Below are 17570 nucleotides of genomic sequence, written 5' to 3'. Positions count from 1 at the left end.
TTCCGATCAACATGCTCATCCCGATCGCCGGCACCCCGCTTGCCGATGCCAGGCCGATCGAGCCGATCGAGTTCGTGCGCGTGATCGCGCTGGCGCGCATCATGATGCCGAAATCGCATGTCCGACTTTCCGCCGGGCGCACCGCCATGACCGACGAGATGCAGGCGCTGTGCTTCTTTGCCGGCGCCAACTCGATCTTCGTCGGCGACACGCTGCTGACGGCGGACAATCCCGGCGAGGACAAAGATACGCTGCTGTTCCGCCGTCTCGGCATCGAGCCGATGGACCTCGAGGCGCAATGAACGAAGCGCCGCTTGCCCGCTATGACGCGACCTTGCGCGGACTGGCGCGCAAGGACCGTCTGCGGACGCTTTCGCCGCGCGCTGGGCTCGATTTCTCGTCGAACGACTATCTCGGGCTCGCCGCCTCCAAAAGACTGGGCGACGCGGTTGCGGCGGCGATCGCGCAGGGCACGCCGGTCGGCGCGACCGGATCTCGGCTGCTGCGCGGCAACGCGCCGGAACACGAGGCACTGGAGGCGGACGCGGCAGCGTTCTTCAGAGCCGACCGCGCGCTGTTCTTCGGCAGCGGCTACATCGCCAACTTCGCCCTGCTCACCGCCCTGCCGCAGAAGGGTGACCTTTTGGTCCTCGACGAATTGGCTCATGCCAGCATGCATGAGGGGGCCCGCGCTGGCCGCGCCGAGTTCAAGCTCGCCGTGCACAACGACGTCGATGCTTTCCAGGATGCAATCACGCGCTGGCGCGCCGAAGGCGGCACCGGGCGCGTCTGGATCGTGGTCGAAAGCCTCTACAGCATGGATGGCGACCGCGCGCCGATGGAGGACCTGGTCGCGCTTGCCGACCGGCACGAGGCCTTCATCGTCGTCGATGAGGCGCATGCCACCGGCGTCTGGGGGCCAGACGGCCGCGGCCTTGCCGCCGCTTTCGAGGGCCGCGACAACATCGTCGCGCTCCACACATGCGGCAAGGCGCTCGGCGCGGCCGGTGCGCTCGTCACCGGGCCGGAACTGCTGTGCGACTATCTCGTCAACCGCTGTCGGCCATTCATCTACTCCACCGCGCCATCGCCGCTGATGGCCGTGGCAGCGCGCGAGGCGATTGCCATGCTGTCCGACGAGCCCCAACGCCGTGCCCAGTTGCAGGAGCGCGTTGCCTTCGCGGGCCGCCAATTGGCCGAGCGCTGCGGCGTAGCCCCCAGCGGCTCGCAGATCCAGCCCTTCGTCATCGGCGACAACGGGCGCACCATGGCGGTGGCGGCGGCGCTGCAGGCGCGCAGTTTCGACATTCGCGGCATTCGTCCGCCGACCGTCCCCGAGGGCACATCGCGCCTGCGCATTTCGCTGACGCTGAATGTCGACGAGGCCGACATTTCGGCCATGGTCGAGGCGCTCTTCGAGGTGTTGGCGGCGGCATGACCAAGCGCATCGTCATCACCGGAACAGATACCGGGATCGGCAAAACGGTGTTTTCGGCCGGGCTCGCCTGCCTGCTCGACGGCTTCTACTGGAAGCCGGTGCAATCGGGCCTCGACGAGGAGACCGACAGCCAGGTCGTGGAACGGCTCGCCGGCTTGCCGCCGGGGCGCGTGCTGCCCGAAGTGTATCGCCTGAAGGAGCCGCTATCGCCGCATCGTTCAGCCGAACTCGACGGCGTCGCGATAGACGCCACAGAGCTGTCGCTTCCGGACTTGCCGGGCCCGCTCGTCATCGAAGGCGCAGGGGGACTGATGGTGCCGCTCAACCGGCGCACTAAATTCATCGACATCTTCGCGCAGTGGCGAGTGCCGGTCATCCTGTGCGCCCGTACCAAGCTCGGCACGATCAACCACACCCTCCTGTCGATCGAGGTGCTCAGGGCCCGATCCATCCCGCTCATCGGCATTGCCTTCATCGGCGATGAGGTGGCCGACACGCAGAGAACAATCGTGGAATTCAGCGGCGTGCGCCAGCTTGGCAGGCTGCCGCTACTCGATCCGCTGACGAGTGGGAATCTAAGGGAGGCGATGATTGCCGGCTTCGACCTCACAGCGATTGCGGGAGGCGAATGATGCCGCAGTCCCATGTGTGGCATCCCTTCACCCAGCACGCGCTCGAGCCCGCCATCCCCGAAATCGTCCGGACGGAAGGCGCCTACCTCTACAAGGCCGACGGCACGCGCATCCTGGATGCCATTTCCTCCTGGTGGGTCGTCACCCACGGCCACCGCCATCCCCGCATCATCAAGGCCATCGAGACGACCGCGGCGAGCCTCGACCAGATCATCTTCGCTGGCTTCACCCACGAGCCGGCCGAACGCCTGGCCAGGGCGCTTGTCGGCCTCGCTCCGGCCGGCCTCGAACGGGTGTTCTATTCCGACAGCGGCTCGACCTCCGTCGAGGTCGCGCTGAAGATGGCACTCGGCTACTTCCGCAATATCGACGCGCCGCGCTCGCGCATCGTCGTCATGGAGCACAGCTATCATGGCGACACCATCGGCACGATGAGCGTCGGCGCTCGCGGCGTGTTCAACGCTGCCTACGAGCCCCTGTTGTTCGAGGTCGACACCATCCCCTTCCCGGCTGCCGGGCGCGAGCAGGAGACGCTCGATCGGTTCGAGGCAGTCTCCCGCGACCGGCACGCAGCCGCGCTGATCGTCGAGCCGCTGGTGCTCGGCGCCGGCGGCATGCTGATGTATCCGGCATGGGTTCTGGCCGAGTTGAAGAAGATCGCCGAGGCCTCTGGCACGCTGCTGATCGCCGACGAGGTGATGACCGGCTGGGGCCGCACCGGAACCATGTTCGCCTGCGAGCAGGCATCAATCTCACCGGACATTCTGTGCACCTCGAAAGGGCTGACGGGCGGCGTAATCCCGCTGGCGGCGACGATTGCCACCGATGCCATCTTCCAGGCCCATTATTCCGAGGACCGGAAGAAGACATTCTTCCACTCGAGTTCCTACACTGCCAATCCGATGGCCTGCGCGGCCGCACTCGCCAATGTCGAGATCTGGCGTGACGAACCGGTGGCCGAGCGGGTCGCGGCCCTGAGTGCAAGACAGGCCGCAGGGCTTCATCGTTTTCGTGACAATCCTTTTTTCACCGACAGCCGCGCAACCGGGACGATCGCGGCTCTCGATCTGCGCACCGGCTCCGCCGGCTATCTGGCCGAGATCGGGCCGAAGCTGCGCGCTTTCTTCCTCGAGCGCGGGCTGCTGGTGCGTCCGCTCGGCAATGTCCTCTATCTTCTGCCGCCCTATTGCATCACCGGCGAAGAACTCGACGGTCTCTATGACGCCATCGAGGAGGCCGGGGAACGCTTCGGCGCTAAGCCATGAGCAGGTCGTCGCGCCTTCTCGGGTTCGGCCATCATGCGCCGGCGCGCAGGGTCGAGAATCAGGAGATCGAAGATCGTCTCGGGCTCGAGCCCGGCTGGATCGAGCGGCGCACCGGGATACGGTCGCGCTTCTGGGCAACCGACGACGACACACTGTCGGGCCTTGCCGCGCAAGCCGGCGACATGGCGCTGACGAATGCCGGCATCGACCGCGGCGACATCGGCCTTCTGTTGCTTGCCACCTCGACGCCTGACCACCTCCTGCCGCCCAGCGCGCCGCTGGTCGCGCATCGGCTGGGACTGAGCCGCGCCGGCGCGATCGATCTGACCGGCGCCTGCGCCGGCTTCATCTATGCGCTTATGTTTGCCGATGGCTTCACCCGCCTGCACGGCAAAGCCGCCATCGTCATTGCCGCGAACATCCTTAGCCGCCGCATCAACCCGGCCGAGCGCGCCAGCGCGGTTTTGTTCGCCGATGCCGCCGGCGCCGTGGTGATCGGTCCCGGCGATGAACCGGATCGGGGCATTCTCGGCGCATCGGTTGATTCCGATGGATCGCGCTACGGGCTGATCCAGATTCCGGCGGGCGGAAGCAACAAGCCCTTCCACGCCGACCTCGATCTCGCTGAGACCCGGATGACGATCACCGACGGCCGCGAAGTGTTCGCCAAGGCGGTCGAGATGATGACCGCCTGCTCGCGGGAGGCGCTCACTGCTGCCCGCATGCGACCGCAAGACATCGACCGGTTCGCACCGCATCAGGCCAACGCCCGCATCTTCGATGCCGTCGGGCGAAGCCTCGGTATCGACGATCGTGCGATCGTCAAGACGATCGTCGAATACGGCAATTCCTCCGCCGCGACGATCCCGCTCTCGCTGTCGCTCGCGCATCGGAAGCAGCCGTTTAGGCCAGGCGAAAAGGTTCTCCTGGCGGCGGCAGGTGCGGGTCTCAGCGGCGGTGCCCTGGTGGTCGGGATCTAGCCGGGTAGCGGTGCTGACGGGACAGACTGACTGTATGAGATGACTGGCCGAACACGGCTTGACAAAGTGGCGCCCGCCCGTCCAACCTGAGGCATTCACCAGGGGAGTCCCGGCAAGGGGCTGAGATACTGCTGGCTTTCGCGGCGCAGTGACCCGTTGAACCTGATCCAGTTCATACTGGCGTAGGGACGGTGCAAGCGCTTCGCGGGAGTCTATGCCCGAGGTCCTGTTTCGGCAGGGCGACCAAAGCGTCTTTTCATCCTTCCGGCACAGAACTGGGTCTCCAATGCATGAGCAAAGGAGCCTCAAGATGAATGCCCTCACCCCCACCGTGTCGACGGGACCGCTGCCCGCCTCACGCAAGATCCACAAGCAAGGCAGCCTCCACCCGCGGATCAGGGTGCCGATGCGCGAGATCGCCGTCCATCCGACCGCCGGCGAGACGCCGGTGACGGTCTATGACTCCTCCGGCCCCTATACCGACCCTGCGATCGAAACGGACATCGAAAAGGGCCTCGCCCGGCCTCGGCAGGACTGGATCGCGGCGCGCGGAGATGTCGAGGCTTATGACGGCCGCCACGTGCGGCCGGAAGACAACGGGTTCGCGACGGGCGAGCGCCTGACGCCGGAATTTCCGGTCCGCAATCGGCCGCTGCGGGCCAAGGCCGGCAAGGCGGTGACCCAGCTTGCCTATGCGCGCGCCGGCATCATCACGCCCGAGATGGAGTTCGTCGCGATCCGCGAGAATCTGGGCCGCGAGGCCCTGCGCGGCAAGCTTAAGCGCGACGGCGAAGCCTTCGACGCGGCGATCCCCGACTTCGTCACGCCGGAATTCGTGCGCGACGAAGTGGCGCGCGGACGGGCGATCATTCCCGCCAACATCAATCATCCCGAGAGCGAGCCGATGATCATTGGCCGCAATTTCCTGGTCAAGATCAACGCCAATATCGGCAACTCCGCCGTCACCTCGTCGATGGCCGAAGAGGTCGAGAAGATGGTGTGGGCGATCCGCTGGGGCGCCGACACGGTGATGGATCTTTCCACGGGCCGCAACATCCACAACATTCGCGAATGGATCGTGCGCAATGCGCCGGTGCCGATCGGCACGGTGCCGCTTTACCAGGCGCTGGAAAAGGTGGGCGGCATCGCCGAGGACCTGACCTGGGAGGTGTATCGCGACACGCTGATCGAGCAGGCCGAGCAGGGCGTCGACTATTTCACCATCCACGCCGGCGTGCGGCTGCACTATATCCCGCTGACCGTGGACCGGGTGACCGGGATCGTCTCGCGCGGTGGCTCGATCATGGCCAAATGGTGCCTGCACCATCACCGGGAGAGCTTCCTCTACGAGCACTTCGCCGAGATCTGCGACATCTGTCGCGCCTACGACGTGTCCTTCTCGCTCGGCGACGGGCTTCGTCCGGGCTCGATCGCCGACGCCAACGACGCCGCGCAGTTCGCCGAGCTGGAAACGCTAGGCGAGCTGACTCAGATCGCGTGGGCCAAGGACTGCCAGGTGATGATCGAAGGCCCGGGCCACGTTCCCATGCACAAGATCAAGCAGAACATGGACAAGCAGCTTGCCGTCTGCGGCGAGGCGCCGTTTTACACCCTCGGGCCGCTGACGACGGACATCGCCCCGGGCTACGACCACATCACGTCCGGCATCGGCGCCGCCATGATCGGCTGGTTCGGGACGGCCATGCTTTGCTATGTGACGCCGAAGGAACATCTCGGCCTGCCAGACCGCAACGACGTCAAGACCGGCGTGATTACCTACAAGATCGCCGCGCACGCCGCCGATCTCGCCAAGGGCCATCCGGCGGCGAAGGTCAGGGACGATGCCCTTTCCCGCGCGCGGTTCGAGTTCCGCTGGGAAGACCAGTTCAACCTGTCGCTCGACCCCGAAACGGCGCGCTCGTTCCACGACGAGACCTTGCCCAAGGAGGCGCACAAGCTGGCGCATTTCTGCTCGATGTGCGGGCCGAAATTCTGCTCCATGCGCATTTCCCACGACATCCGCGCCGAGGCGCAGAAAGAGGGCATGGCGGCGATGGCGGCGAAATATCGCGAAGGCGGCGATCTCTACGTGCCGGCGGACGAGATCGGCGCACCGCTCATACCACAGGGGCGTGAGCGGTCATGAAGGTGCTGGTCAGAGGGGCCGGCGTCGCCGGCCTCACCGCCGCCTTCGAGCTCGCCATCCGCGGCGCGACGGTGACGGTTGCGGAGACAAGGCGCGGCCTTGGCGGCAATGCGTCCTGGTTCGCCGGCGGCATGCTGGCGCCCTGGTGCGAGCGTGAAAGCGCCGAGCAGCCGGTGCTGGATCACGGACGCGACGCCGCCGACTGGTGGGAGGCGGTGTTGCCCGGCCAGGTGACACGGGCCGGAACGCTGGTTGTGGCAGCGCTGCGCGATGCGGGCGAGCTTGACCGCTTCGCCAGCCGTACGTCAGGCCATCGGCGTGTCGACGAAGACGAAATCGCGCTGCTGGAGCCCGACCTCGCCGGTCGCTTCCGCCGTGGACTGCTTTTCCCCGAGGAGGCTCATCTCGACCCGCGCCAGGCGATGACGGCACTCCACAACAGGCTCGCAGCCATGGACGTCTCATTCCGCTTCGGTACCGACGCCGGGCGGGTTTCCGGTTTCGATCGCCAGATCGACTGCACGGGAATGGCCGCTGTCAACGGCAGGCTGCGCGGTGTTCGCGGCGAGATGCTGATCCTGCACACCCCCGACGTCTCGCTGTCGCGCCCGGTCCGGCTGCTTCATCCGCGCTTTCCGCTCTACATCGTGCCGCGCGCCGACCACCGTTTCATGGTTGGCGCGACGATGATCGAAAGCCAGTCCGGGGGACCGATCACAGTCCGTTCGGTGATGGAGTTGCTTGGCGCTGCCTGCGCTCTGAATCCGGCATTCGGCGAGGCTGGTATCGTTGAGACCGGCGTCGGCATTCGCCCGGCTTTTTCCGACAACCTGCCGCGTGTCGAGACTCACGGAAGTACGATCGCGATCAACGGACTTTATCGCCATGGCTTTCTGCTGGCACCCGCCATGGCGCGCGAGGCGGCCGAGATTGTCTTCAGTCAGGACAAACCTTTGGAGTCTACACATGAAACTGATCGTCAACGGCGAAGCGCTTGAGACCCCAACCACGACGCTGGCGGCGCTGCTTGCAGCACTCGACTATGAGGGCGACTGGCTGGCCACGGCCGTCAACAGCGACCTCGTGCACAAAGCCAGCCGGGCAGCATTCCAACTGAGCGACGGCGACCGGATCGAAATCCTCTCGCCGATGCAGGGAGGCTAGCGATGTTGGAGCTTCTGGGAACGACGCTTCCCTCGCGCCTGCTTCTCGGCACGGCACAATATCCTTCGCCGGCCATCCTTGCCGATGCAGTTCACGCGTCGGGCGCGTCGGTGGTGACCGTCTCCTTGCGGCGGGAGATGGCGGGCGGCAGGGCCGGCGAAAAATTCTGGTCGCTGATCCGATCGCTCGGCACGAAAATCCTGCCCAACACCGCCGGCTGCCACTCCATCAAGGAAGCGGTCACGACTGCGAGCATGGCGCGCGAAGTGTTCGGGACGAGTTGGATCAAGCTCGAAGTGATCGGCAACCACGACACACTACAGCCGGACGTATTTGGCCTTGTCGAAGCCGCCCGTATCTTGTGCGAGGATGGCTTCTCGGTATTCCCCTATACCACCGACGACCTCGTCGTCGCCGAGCGGCTGCTGGAGGCTGGCTGCAAGGTCCTGATGCCATGGTGCGCGCCGATCGGTTCAGCCCTCGGGCCGGTCAACATCCCGGCGCTGCGCTCGATGCGCAGGCATTTCCCCGACGTTCCGTTGATTGTCGATGCCGGACTTGGACGTCCGTCGCACGCGACAACCGTGATGGAACTCGGCTTTGACGCCGTGCTCCTGAACACGGCGGTCGCCAAGGCGGCCGATCCGGTCGGCATGGCGCGCGCATTCGGCAAGGCGGTCGATGCCGGCCGCGAAGCGTTCTGCTCGGGAATGCTCGAACCGCGCGAGGTCGCGATGCCGTCGACGCCGACATTCGGCAGGGCGGTTTTATCATGAAGCTCGATCCCTTCTACCTGATCGTCGATAGCGCCGCCTGGATCGAACGGTTGGCGCCGGTCGGCGTCAGGCTGGTTCAGTTGCGCATCAAGGCCATGGACGAGACCGGGTTGCGCGCCGAAATCCGCAAGGCGAAGGCCTTATGCGCCGAGCACCAATGCCAGCTCATCGTCAACGACCACTGGCGCCTGGCAATCGAGGAAGGTTGCGACTTCATCCATCTCGGCCAGGAGGATTTGCAGACCGCCGACCTCTTGGCTGTACGCGCAGCCGGCATGCGGCTCGGGCTCAGCACGCACGATCATGCCGAACTGGAAACGGCCCTGGCCGCCAGGCCTGACTACATCGCGCTCGGCCCGGTCTATCCCACCATCCTGAAGAAGATGAAATGGGCGCCGCAAGGGCTGGAGCGGATCAGCGAATGGAAGCGCCGGGTCGCGCCGATCCCGTTGGTCGCGATCGGCGGCCTCGACCCCGACCGGCTCGGCGGTGTCTTCGCTGCTGGTGCTGACAGCGCAGCAGTGGTCACCGACATCACGCTGAATGCCAATTCCGAGGCGCGCACGCGGGAATGGATCGAAAAGACAGAACGATGGCGCTAGGGCAAGACCCACATGTGCTTGTCGTTGGCGGATCGGACTCCAGCGGGGGCGCCGGGATTGTACGCGACATCGAGACGATGTCTTCCATTGGTGTGCGCACCTGCCTGGCTGTCACCGCGCTAACCGTGCAGACGCACGACGCCGTCATGGAAATCCACAATTCGCCACCCTGGCTGGTGGCCAAGCAGATGCACGCCGCGCTGCAGGCGAACAGGGTAGAGGCGATTAAGATCGGCATGCTCGCGACGGCTGAGACCGTCGTTGCCGTTGCAGCCGTTTTACGTGAAAATCCAGGGGTTCCGGCAGTACTCGACCCAGTGCTGGCGTCAACATCAGGCAGGGTGCTGCTGGAAGCCGGCGCCATCGCCGTCATGAAGCGCGACCTGATGCCACTCTGCCGCCTGATCACGCCCAACCTCTTCGAACTGGCGCTGCTTGTGGGCGCTGAGTGCGCTGCCGACGAGGGTGGCGCGGTCAGGCAGGGTCAGGACTTGCTGGGCGCTGGTGCGCAGGCCGTGTTGATCAAGGGGGGTCATGCTTCGGGACCCCGATCGACCGATATCCTGTTGCGCTCCAATCAAGAACCGATCCGTTTCGACACGCCGCGCCTTGCCGCATGGATGCGCGGGACGGGCTGCATGCTGGCCAGCGTCATTGCGGCGCACCTGGCAAAGGCGCACCCGCTTGAGGACAGCGCGCGTAAGGGCAAGCTTTTTGTATTCGAGAGACTGCAGGAGCATGCAGCCGAATGACGGGGGGCTTTATGTGGGGTCCGCGCAGTCTCGAACTCTTGAAAGGTCGAAGATGACCACCCTGCGCTTGCTAAAAGACCTTGAAAGCGCCCGCATCTGCTCGTGCATCCAAGTCCGTGATCAGCATGTGCCCCGGCGACACGGTGATCGAGATTTCGAGTTCGGCACGAGCGAGCGCATCTTGGGCGGTCAGGCTACTGGCCCAAAATACAGGGACCTCCCCGTCCATGATTTCGACCGCATCGCCCCAGTCGGGAGCCATCAAGTCCTTTATCCCGATAATCGTCGGCTCTCCGACATGGATGGGAGAGCCGTGTGCATGCGGGAAGCGTGCGGTGAGGGCGCGAACCTTGTCAACGTCGCAACGCCTTATCGGGCGCATGGAGACGACCATTTCGCCACCAAACGGGCCGACGCCGAGCGTCTCGATCCTGGTTCGGAATTTGGGCAAGGCTTTGCCGCATCCGATGCTGCGGAGCTGGATGCCCTTCCCGGCAAAGGCGGCTTCGACTGTAAGCGAACTGCCCAGCGCGAAAACGGCAAAGTCTTCTCGCCACAGATCGATGATGTCCGTTTTCTGGCGGATCAGCTCCCCGAAGTAATAGATGTTGTACTGGGGGGCATCGGTGCGGATGTCGATATCGCCCAATGCCGGGAGCAATGGACTGCCGGCTCGGCTCACGCCCACCAATGGACACGGTTTTGGGTTGCGCACGCAGAACCGGTGGAAATCGCCAGCGAAGCTGCGGGGCACTATCACGACATTGGCCTGGAGCTTGCCGCGCGCAAGCCCTCCTGTGTGCCCTTCATAGGCACCCATCCTAACCAGCCTGCGCAGCCTATCCGCATCGACCAGTCGCAAATTGTCATAGAACAATGAAGTGATCTGGCGAGGCATTGGCTTCCAATGGAGATGCACGTTCAGCGGCACGTCGAGAGCGCGTAAGATCATCGGCGGGTCGACCGCTTGTCAAATCGTCAGAATCTTTCCTCAATGATAAATTGTATTTATTGGTCGGCCAATCGTGGCTGTCGTTATCATTAGCGTTTGCGAATAAAGCTTCTGTTCACTGACAACTGCGGCAGCCAATAGCTTCTATCTGGCGGCCGGCTTCGTGCAGGAAGCCAAGGTCCCGATTCATGTAAAACAGCAGAAACGCCGCGTAGAGCACGAAGACGAGACTGAAGACCAGCGTCTTGACCACCAGCGAAAGCGCAAAGACGTTCAGATGCGGCGAAGCGCGTGCCAGGAAGGCAAGCACAATGTCGGACAAGAGCATGCAGATGATGAGCGGGAAGACGAGCGTCAGCGCCATCATCAGGATGCGATTCAGCAGACCGAGGAATATCGCGGCAGCATCCTTGCTGAAGACTGGCAGGAGTTGGTCGATCGGCCAAAGGCCATAGCTGTCATAGAGGCTGGTCAGGGAAAGTTCGAAGCCGCCGGCGGCCAGATAGACCGTGACCATGATGACGGCGAGCAAGGTGCCGGTGGCACTCGTCTCGTGGGTCATCATCGGATCGATCAGCGTCCCCATCGTCGAGCCGCGCTGCAGGTCAAGGATATCGCCGGCGGCCTCCGCCGCCCAGAACGGTATGCCCATCGCCAGCCCGAGCGTTACTCCGACTACGACCTCCTTGAGCATGTAGAGGACGATCATCGTCGTCGTAATGTCGGTGTTCGTCAGTTTGTTCACGATCATCGGAAAGACCGGAACGGCCAGCGCCAGAGCCACGCCGTTGCGCAGAAGCCCGGATAGCGGCACCCGCGAAAAGAGCGGCATCAGCAGCATGAAACCGGTCATGCGTGCGAGCGCGAATGCGCCTGCCAGCAGATAGAACTGAAGCTCCTTGATGGATGCGAAGAGTGGTTCGACCGGCATCGGCGCGCCTCAACGCGTGACGACGGGGAACTCGTCCAGCGCCGTCGAGGCCTGCTCGGCGATCTGCTGGCCAAGCAGCGGACCGAAGACGATGATGACCAAAAGGATCACGACGAGCTTGATCGTCTGCGGCAAGGACTGGTCCTGAATCTGCGTCAGCGCCTGGGCAAGTCCGACAAGGATGCCGACCGCCAGCGCCGCGATGATCGCCGGGCTGGACGCGAACAGCACCGTCCAAAGCGCGCCTTGGACCTTCGCCAGGATGAAGTCATTGCTCATGCAAACCCCCCGGCGGCGTCAGCCATAGCTCAGGATGAGGCCATGCATCAGCCGCGACCAGCCATCGATGGCGACGAAAAGGAACAGTTTCAGCGGGATCGAAATGAGGACCGGCGAGACCATGATCATACCCAGCGTCATCAGGACGTTGGCGACGACGATGTCGATGATGAGGAAAGGGAGATAAAGCAGGAAGCCGATCTCGAAGGCACGGGTCAGCTCGGAGGCGACAAAGGCGGGAACAAGGATCGAGAGATCGTCGTCCTTCAGGTTCTGGCGCGCCTGTTCCGGCCACAGGCGGGTCGTTCCGTCGAGAAAGAACTGCCGCTCTTGCGGCTGGGTGAATTTCATAAGGTGTCGTTGCAACGGTTCCCTGACCAGTTGTGCCGCCCTGGCCAGATCATCCGTGGTCTGGAACTGGACCTGCCCCTCCTGAAGCCGCCCCGACATCTCGCTCAGCAACGGCGTCGTGACGTAGACCGTGAGCACGAGCGCTATACCGTAGAGTACAAGATTGGGAGGCATCTGCTGGACGCCGAGCGCATTGCGGATCAGAAACAGCACGACCGAGATTTTCAGGAAGCCCGTCATCGTGACGACCGCCAGCGGCAGCAACCCGACGAAGCCGACGGCGATCAGAATGCCGAGCAGGTTGGGCGAATTCTCAAGCATTGTCGAACATGCGGAGGATTCGCACGCCCAGGCTTTCTCCGATGCGCACAATCTCGCCACGGCCGACACGCTTGCCGTTGGCGATGATGTCCACATTCGCCTCCGTCACACCGGCGAGCGCAACCACTGCACCGGGCGCAAGCTGCCTTACTTCGCCCAGAGGCATTGCCGTGCGGCCGATCTCGAAGGCGAGTGCGACCGGCAGCTCGTCCAGGGTCGACTCTTCCAAAGTCTGGCCGTCCGGCGGCGGCGTGTTCTGGTTCATGCTCCACTCCCAATTCGATCCAGCGATTGCAGTCGGCGCGGCAAGCAATTGCGGCCCGCCGGCGGTCAACGCCACCGGCGCATAAAGGCGCTCGGCAATGATGAGTGCCGCCATGCGTTCCTCTTCCGCGTCCTTGAAAAGCACCACATCGTCAGCCTGCAGGCTTCGAAGCTCGCCAAGGGTGATCGCAAGCGGGCCACGCCGAAGGCAGACCGGCAGCGGAAATTCGGCTGGGATCGGCGGCCTCGCGTTGCCGAGCTCGTCGAGAAGGCGGCCGAACCGCGCCGCCAGGCCTGCGTCTTTTGTGTTCAGGACGCAGACTATGGTTTCATCCTTGCCGGTCAGGACAAAGGCGAACGGGGGATCGTCCGGAGTGGTGTCTCCTGGTGCGACCGAGGTGATCGTGATCGTCCCACCCAGTCTGCCCTCGATCCATTCGAGGTCGACTTCGAACGCGGCCTCCAACAGCAGTGCGGCGTGGCCGGGCGCCAATCGTTTCATGTCGGCTAGGTCGTCGGCCCTGGCGAAGCCCTGTTCAACGACGGAAAGCGGCAGGCGCAATTTACCCGTCGTGTCTCCGACCATGAACGCGATGGTCCACAGCTGCTGGTTCTCAGGGTTCGACGCCGACCAGGCGGCGGCGATCGCCACCGCCTTTCCCGCAATCGTTATCTCGGCGGGAGCACGGCGGCGGTAGAAGGCGTTCAATGCGCCAACGTCCACAGCCGCAACAGATTCCAGCGTCAGCCGTTCGCCAATGCGCGACCGTGTGGTCGTGCGTTTCGCTGGTTTTACCCGCGCTTTCGTTTTTGCCGGGGCGAAGGCTTGAGGCATCACATCCATAGTCACAGTCACAGATTGGGTTATCGTTCTGTGGGCGGGCGCGGTGGGCCGCGCTCCTCTTCCTCGGAAAGTTCGGCAAGCGCCAGGCGACGACGCGCGGTGCGTTTGCTCAAATGCTCCAGAAGCCCATCCAGCTTCACTACGGCCTTCATGCTTGCGCGATGATGCTTGCGGGCTACCGACAACTCCACCTTCCGTCGCTGTGCGGCGACCTCGGCCATCTTCTCGCTTTCCCGCAACTGCTCGGTTTTTCTGGCGGCGATTTCGAACCGTCCCTGAAGCCGGGAGAGGCTGGCCGCCTTGACCGGCTGTCCAACAAGCGCACCGAAGGCTGCATCCTCGGCGTCGACTATGCGCTGAAGGTGCTCCGTGACCGCGGCGGCCGCCTCCTGCCCCTCCCTTGCGGCCCGGTGCGCGGCGGCGTGCCTTCTGATCACGACTTCCTTTGCGCGTTCTTCACGGCGGTGTCTGAGGTCGCGCAATCGAGCGATCATGTCACGCTCCTTCATCAGCGATCTCCCGCATGCGTTGGCGTGTCTTCTCGATGCTCTCGTGTGTGGCGGACGCCTGTCGCAGAAAGGCGTTGATGGCGTCGATCTTCGCCACAGCCTCATCCGCCACCGCATCGCTGCCCTTTTCATACTCGCCGACGCGCAGGAGAAGTTCGATATCGGCGTAGCGGGCAAGCAGCTCGCGCAGGCGGCTGGCGTCGGCCCGATGCACCGGTGGCACGACGGCATCCATCAGACGGCTTCGGCTGCGCAGGACGTCGATGGCGGGGAAATGGTTGCGCTGCGCAAGTTCGTTCGACAGGAAGACGTGGCCATCTAGAAGCGCCTGGATTTCCTCGGCGACCGGATCCAGCGTGCCGTCCCCTTCCAGGAGAACGCTGTAAAGGCTGGTGATGGACCCCACGCGACCAGGGCCCGAGCGCTCGAGCAGACGCGGCAGGACGGCAAACAGCGAAGACGGAAAACCGCGACGCGTCGGTGGCTCGCCCGAGGCCAGGCCGATCTCGCGCTGGGCACGGGCAAATCTCGTAATGTTGTCCATCGCAAGCAGCACATGCTTGCCTTGGTCGCGAAAATATTCCGCAATGCTAGTCGCCACATAGGCCGCCTTGACGCGCTCGATGGCGGGCCGGTCGGATGTCGCAACGACGACGATTGCCCGCTGCCGCCCTTCCGCTCCAAGCTGATGCTCTAGGAATTCGCGGACCTCGCGTCCACGTTCGCCGACAAGGGCGACCACGGCGACATCGGCATCGGTGCCGCTGACGATGTCGGAAAGCAGGATCGACTTGCCGACACCGGGCTCGCCGAAAATGCCGACGCGCTGTCCGCGCGCGCAAGTGAGCAACCCATCGAGAGCGCGGATTCCAAGCTGGATCGGCTCGGAAATCAAACTGCGCTCGAGCGGAGATGGCGGATAGGCATTGACCGGATAGCTGCCGACAATGCCATCCGGCGAGAGCGGCTCGCCGTCCAATGGCTCGCCGAGCGCGCTGATCACCCGACCCAGAAGGCCAGGACCGACGGGCACCAACTGCTCCTTTCCGGTCGCAACGACCTCTGTCAGGCTTGAAAGACCGGTCAGGTCGCCAAGCGGAACGAGGATCGCCATCTCGTCCATCAGGCCGACGACTTCCGCCTTGGTCGTCCTGCCGGTTCTGGGGTCTACCAATTCACATATCTCGCCGATCCGGGCCTCCTCCACGGTCGCGTGGATGACCGTGCCGGTAACCCGCCGCACGCGCCCTCGCCTCGGCCGGCTGGCATCGTCGCGCAGGCCGGAACGCAGGCCGGGGATGATGGACGCCAGGCGATTTTCGATTTCGGCAGCGTGCGCCGTCATGGAACCTCCGCCTTTGACCCTATCGCGGCCGCTATGGCATTGAGCTGCGCGTCGATGCTGGCATCGACGACGGCAAAGTCGGTCGAAACGATGCAGGCGCCGGCCGCCAGCGCATCATCCGCGTCGATCTCGACGGTCATGCCCAGATCGCTCTCGCGCAAGACCGCGTCCAGCTCATCGCGAACCCTGTCGACGGAAGCGGGATGAACCCGGACTTTCAGATATTTGGTGCGGCGTATTTCGGAAACCGCGTGCCTCGCGGCCTTGGCGACAAGCGTGCCGACGTCGAACTCGCCCAGCATTCGCCTGACGATTTCGATGGCCAGACCGATGACTTCCGCCTGCAGTCCGCCAAGATAGCGATCCACCTTGACCGCTGTTTCGCCTATCAGCCGCGTGGCGTCCGCATCGCCCTGCGCCTTGCCGTCCTCATAGCCCTGCGCATATTCGGCCGCGTAGGCTCGGCGAGCGGCCTCACGCAACTGCTGGGCATCGCGCCTCGCCTCGTCGAGAAAGGCGTGCCCATCCTGCCAGGCGCGCGCCTCAGCGGCGCGCAGGACACAAGCATACCCGTGACAACGAGCGCGACACGGCACCAGGCGCCGCACCGATTCAAAAACGTTGATCGCTGCGGCAAGGACAGGGTGGGCACGAACACTCCGTAGCGCTTACTGTTGCTTGATCAGCGTGCTGGTGGACGACGTGACCGCGGTCACGCTGCTCGTCACCACCTCGAGATTGGCGGCTGCCCACATCACCGAAATCGATCGCTCGAGCAGTTGCTCGGCATTCTTTGCAGGCGCGTTTTCGCCTTCCTTGCCCGATGGCGCCGCCTTGCCGGCGCCTTCGGGCACCGAGGCTGCTTCAGCGTTCACGGGGGCGTTCGCCTGGCCAAGGGCTTTCTGGACCTGCTGCATGGTTCCTTCAAGCGACCGAACGGCTGACCCAAAGAGTGCCGAGGGATCGGTGAGCGCCCCACCCCCTGCCTTCTCCGCCTCGGCCAGATAGTCGAAGAGTTGGCGTTCGACGATCGGTTCGGTCCGTTCCGCTTTGGCGGATTGTCCAGCCATTGCCGGATTGGCGCCGGACGATGCCTGCGCCACCTGCTGACCGGCCCGCGTAGCGACATCGCCGCGGTCGGGCGTGCTGGCCTTTGCGACATCGTGCTTTTCCTGCTTGGCGCCTACCATCCGGTTACCCGGCCGCGCTGCCGCGCCGGCGGTGATCTGCTGTTGCGAGCTTATACTGGTGGTCAAATTTGCCAGCGTTGCTTCCAGGGCTCCAATCGGCGCGATCTGCATGAACCTGGCCTCCTGTTTCAGTTTGGACTGACGGGCACATTCTGTGTCTCCGCCAGCTTGCCGCCGCGGAAAACGCGGATCGAAACGACTTTGCCGGGCTCCTGCTTCGTGCTCGATGCGGGAACGCCAAGTGTCTTTCGGACGAGTTCCACATAGGACGGCGGCCCAGACACCGAGACGACATCGTCTTGCCTGGAAACCTCGATCGGAAACCTCGGATCGATGACGCCCAGGCGCTGCAGCCGATCTTCCGCGCCGGCAGCCGTGTTGGCATTGAGCGGGATCATCTCCGTCTGGACTTCAGCCTCGGTCGCGACGTTCATGACGATGCCGTCGAAATGCCAGACCAGCCCGTACCGACTGCAGATCTCTTCCAGGAATTCGCGGGCCGTTCCAACCGGCATGCCGGCGCTCAGGCGCCCCTTCACAAGCTTGCTGACACGCATTGGCACGCGCATGTTGCGGCCAAGCTCGACCAGCGCGTCCGTCACCGACTGATCGACCGTGATGTATTTGTAAGGACCGGCAGGCCAGCGTGGCTCGGCGGCATTTGCCCACGAGGAAGCAAGGCCAAGCATCAGGATCATCGCAAGGCCGCCCGCGAAGACAGCCTTGGTTCCCGACGACCAGTCCGCATGGCAGGTACCGCGTCCCGTCAACATAGGTCCTATCGCAAAGGGACGCGAAGTGATGGCCCGCGTCGCCTGTCTCGTGGTTT

Annotated in this window: 20 protein-coding genes, 1 pseudogene and 1 riboswitch; of the genes and pseudogenes, 11 read left to right on the top strand and 10 right to left on the bottom strand. The window is 64.1% G+C overall.

The genetic code is table 11. From position 1 onward, the window contains the following. From EN745_RS04235 to EN745_RS04185, 11 genes and pseudogenes are all read left to right on the top strand, one after another. A pseudogene (locus EN745_RS04235) lies at window positions 1-302 on the top strand (biotin synthase); the annotation flags it as partial. Beyond that, window positions 299-1438, top strand: a complete 1140-nt coding sequence (locus EN745_RS04230; RefSeq protein WP_127420604.1) for an 8-amino-7-oxononanoate synthase — start codon at window positions 299-301, stop codon at window positions 1436-1438. The pseudogene EN745_RS04235 and the gene EN745_RS04230, both read left to right, overlap by 4 nt. Next, entirely contained in the window at window positions 1435-2070 is a 636-nt protein-coding gene (gene bioD / locus EN745_RS04225; protein WP_127420603.1) for a dethiobiotin synthase, read from the top strand. The genes EN745_RS04230 and bioD overlap by 4 nt, the downstream gene beginning before the upstream one ends. Next, a complete protein-coding gene (locus EN745_RS04220; RefSeq protein WP_127420602.1) occupies window positions 2070-3335 on the top strand; it encodes an adenosylmethionine--8-amino-7-oxononanoate transaminase in 1266 nt (421 codons plus the stop codon). The genes bioD and EN745_RS04220 overlap by 1 nt, the downstream gene beginning before the upstream one ends. Then, window positions 3332-4315, top strand: coding sequence for a beta-ketoacyl-ACP synthase III (locus tag EN745_RS04215; RefSeq protein ID WP_127420601.1), 984 nt, complete (start codon window positions 3332-3334; stop codon window positions 4313-4315). Before EN745_RS04220 ends, EN745_RS04215 begins: the two co-directional genes overlap by 4 nt. Window positions 4316-4405: 90 nt before the next feature. Then, window positions 4406-4522: riboswitch (TPP riboswitch) on the top strand. 103 nt (window positions 4523-4625) lie between these two features. Then, window positions 4626-6461, top strand: coding sequence for a phosphomethylpyrimidine synthase ThiC (gene thiC, locus EN745_RS04210; protein ID WP_127420600.1), 1836 nt, complete (start codon window positions 4626-4628; stop codon window positions 6459-6461). After that, window positions 6458-7459 (top strand): glycine oxidase ThiO, encoded by a 1002-nt coding sequence (gene thiO, locus EN745_RS04205; RefSeq protein WP_126056216.1) that lies wholly within the window; start codon window positions 6458-6460, stop codon window positions 7457-7459. Before thiC ends, thiO begins: the two co-directional genes overlap by 4 nt. Continuing rightward, window positions 7428-7625 (top strand): sulfur carrier protein ThiS, encoded by a 198-nt coding sequence (gene thiS, locus EN745_RS04200; RefSeq protein WP_126056217.1) that lies wholly within the window; start codon window positions 7428-7430, stop codon window positions 7623-7625. The genes thiO and thiS overlap by 32 nt, the downstream gene beginning before the upstream one ends. 2 nt (window positions 7626-7627) lie before the next feature. Continuing rightward, entirely contained in the window at window positions 7628-8401 is a 774-nt protein-coding gene (locus EN745_RS04195; RefSeq protein WP_126056218.1) for a thiazole synthase, read from the top strand. Next, a complete protein-coding gene (locus tag EN745_RS04190; RefSeq protein WP_126056219.1) occupies window positions 8398-9003 on the top strand; it encodes a thiamine phosphate synthase in 606 nt (201 codons plus the stop codon). The genes EN745_RS04195 and EN745_RS04190 overlap by 4 nt, the downstream gene beginning before the upstream one ends. After that, the gene (locus EN745_RS04185; RefSeq protein WP_126059216.1) at window positions 8994-9755 is read left to right on the top strand and encodes a hydroxymethylpyrimidine/phosphomethylpyrimidine kinase; all 762 of its coding nucleotides are present in this window, start codon (window positions 8994-8996) and stop codon (window positions 9753-9755) included. Before EN745_RS04190 ends, EN745_RS04185 begins: the two co-directional genes overlap by 10 nt. A gap of 70 nt (window positions 9756-9825) precedes the next feature. On the opposite strand, the gene EN745_RS04180 is transcribed toward EN745_RS04185, so the two are convergent. The 10 genes from EN745_RS04180 to EN745_RS04135 all read right to left on the bottom strand — a co-directional run bounded on the left by EN745_RS04180 (window position 9826) and on the right by EN745_RS04135 (window position 17514). Then, on the bottom strand, window positions 9826-10653 hold the full coding sequence (locus EN745_RS04180) for a DUF1445 domain-containing protein (protein ID WP_126059217.1): 828 nt from the start codon (window positions 10651-10653) through the stop codon (window positions 9826-9828). Window positions 10654-10822: 169 nt separating this feature from the next. After that, window positions 10823-11638 (bottom strand): type III secretion system export apparatus subunit SctT, encoded by an 816-nt coding sequence (gene sctT / locus EN745_RS04175; RefSeq protein WP_126056220.1) that lies wholly within the window; start codon window positions 11636-11638, stop codon window positions 10823-10825. A 9-nt stretch (window positions 11639-11647) separates the two neighbouring features. Then, a complete protein-coding gene (locus EN745_RS04170; protein ID WP_126056221.1) occupies window positions 11648-11917 on the bottom strand; it encodes a flagellar biosynthetic protein FliQ in 270 nt (89 codons plus the stop codon). Between the two features lie 18 nt (window positions 11918-11935). Then, complete coding sequence (gene sctR / locus EN745_RS04165) at window positions 11936-12589, bottom strand: type III secretion system export apparatus subunit SctR (protein ID WP_127405357.1); 654 nt, start codon at window positions 12587-12589, stop codon at window positions 11936-11938. Continuing rightward, window positions 12582-13697, bottom strand: a complete 1116-nt coding sequence (gene sctQ / locus EN745_RS04160) for a type III secretion system cytoplasmic ring protein SctQ (RefSeq protein ID WP_127420599.1) — start codon at window positions 13695-13697, stop codon at window positions 12582-12584. The genes sctR and sctQ overlap by 8 nt, the downstream gene beginning before the upstream one ends. A gap of 20 nt (window positions 13698-13717) precedes the next feature. Then, window positions 13718-14206 (bottom strand): hypothetical protein, encoded by a 489-nt coding sequence (locus EN745_RS04155; protein ID WP_126056224.1) that lies wholly within the window; start codon window positions 14204-14206, stop codon window positions 13718-13720. Continuing rightward, window positions 14193-15551, bottom strand: a complete 1359-nt coding sequence (locus EN745_RS04150; RefSeq protein ID WP_127420598.1) for a FliI/YscN family ATPase — start codon at window positions 15549-15551, stop codon at window positions 14193-14195. Before EN745_RS04150 ends, EN745_RS04155 begins: the two co-directional genes overlap by 14 nt. Then, window positions 15548-16147, bottom strand: coding sequence for a type III secretion system stator protein SctL (sctL, locus tag EN745_RS04145; protein ID WP_189362949.1), 600 nt, complete (start codon window positions 16145-16147; stop codon window positions 15548-15550). Before sctL ends, EN745_RS04150 begins: the two co-directional genes overlap by 4 nt. A gap of 72 nt (window positions 16148-16219) precedes the next feature. Next, window positions 16220-16852 (bottom strand): hypothetical protein, encoded by a 633-nt coding sequence (locus EN745_RS04140; RefSeq protein ID WP_127420596.1) that lies wholly within the window; start codon window positions 16850-16852, stop codon window positions 16220-16222. Between the two features lie 17 nt (window positions 16853-16869). After that, window positions 16870-17514, bottom strand: a complete 645-nt coding sequence (locus tag EN745_RS04135) for a type III secretion protein (RefSeq protein WP_245487628.1) — start codon at window positions 17512-17514, stop codon at window positions 16870-16872. Between the last annotated feature and the right edge of the window lie 56 nt (window positions 17515-17570).

Origin of the sequence: Mesorhizobium sp. M4A.F.Ca.ET.022.05.2.1 (assembly GCF_003998845.1) — a bacterium.
GTDB lineage: Bacteria > Pseudomonadota > Alphaproteobacteria > Rhizobiales > Rhizobiaceae > Mesorhizobium.
This window is presented reverse-complemented; position numbering and strand designations above follow the sequence as displayed.

Coding starts and splice junctions, on each gene's coding strand:
- EN745_RS04230 (WP_127420604.1), top strand. CDS start 299: ATGAACGAAGCGCCGCTTGCCCGCTATGACGCGACCTTGCGCGGACTG.
- bioD (WP_127420603.1), top strand. CDS start 1,435: ATGACCAAGCGCATCGTCATCACCGGAACAGATACCGGGATCGGCAAA.
- EN745_RS04220 (WP_127420602.1), top strand. CDS start 2,070: ATGCCGCAGTCCCATGTGTGGCATCCCTTCACCCAGCACGCGCTCGAG.
- EN745_RS04215 (WP_127420601.1), top strand. CDS start 3,332: ATGAGCAGGTCGTCGCGCCTTCTCGGGTTCGGCCATCATGCGCCGGCG.
- thiC (WP_127420600.1), top strand. CDS start 4,626: ATGAATGCCCTCACCCCCACCGTGTCGACGGGACCGCTGCCCGCCTCA.
- thiO (WP_126056216.1), top strand. CDS start 6,458: ATGAAGGTGCTGGTCAGAGGGGCCGGCGTCGCCGGCCTCACCGCCGCC.
- thiS (WP_126056217.1), top strand. CDS start 7,428: ATGAAACTGATCGTCAACGGCGAAGCGCTTGAGACCCCAACCACGACG.
- EN745_RS04195 (WP_126056218.1), top strand. CDS start 7,628: ATGTTGGAGCTTCTGGGAACGACGCTTCCCTCGCGCCTGCTTCTCGGC.
- EN745_RS04190 (WP_126056219.1), top strand. CDS start 8,398: ATGAAGCTCGATCCCTTCTACCTGATCGTCGATAGCGCCGCCTGGATC.
- EN745_RS04185 (WP_126059216.1), top strand. CDS start 8,994: ATGGCGCTAGGGCAAGACCCACATGTGCTTGTCGTTGGCGGATCGGAC.
- EN745_RS04180 (WP_126059217.1), bottom strand. CDS start 10,653: ATGCCTCGCCAGATCACTTCATTGTTCTATGACAATTTGCGACTGGTC.
- sctT (WP_126056220.1), bottom strand. CDS start 11,638: ATGCCGGTCGAACCACTCTTCGCATCCATCAAGGAGCTTCAGTTCTAT.
- EN745_RS04170 (WP_126056221.1), bottom strand. CDS start 11,917: ATGAGCAATGACTTCATCCTGGCGAAGGTCCAAGGCGCGCTTTGGACG.
- sctR (WP_127405357.1), bottom strand. CDS start 12,589: ATGCTTGAGAATTCGCCCAACCTGCTCGGCATTCTGATCGCCGTCGGC.
- sctQ (WP_127420599.1), bottom strand. CDS start 13,697: ATGGATGTGATGCCTCAAGCCTTCGCCCCGGCAAAAACGAAAGCGCGG.
- EN745_RS04155 (WP_126056224.1), bottom strand. CDS start 14,206: ATGAAGGAGCGTGACATGATCGCTCGATTGCGCGACCTCAGACACCGC.
- EN745_RS04150 (WP_127420598.1), bottom strand. CDS start 15,551: ATGACGGCGCACGCTGCCGAAATCGAAAATCGCCTGGCGTCCATCATC.
- EN745_RS04140 (WP_127420596.1), bottom strand. CDS start 16,852: ATGCAGATCGCGCCGATTGGAGCCCTGGAAGCAACGCTGGCAAATTTG.
- EN745_RS04135 (WP_245487628.1), bottom strand. CDS start 17,514: ATGTTGACGGGACGCGGTACCTGCCATGCGGACTGGTCGTCGGGAACC.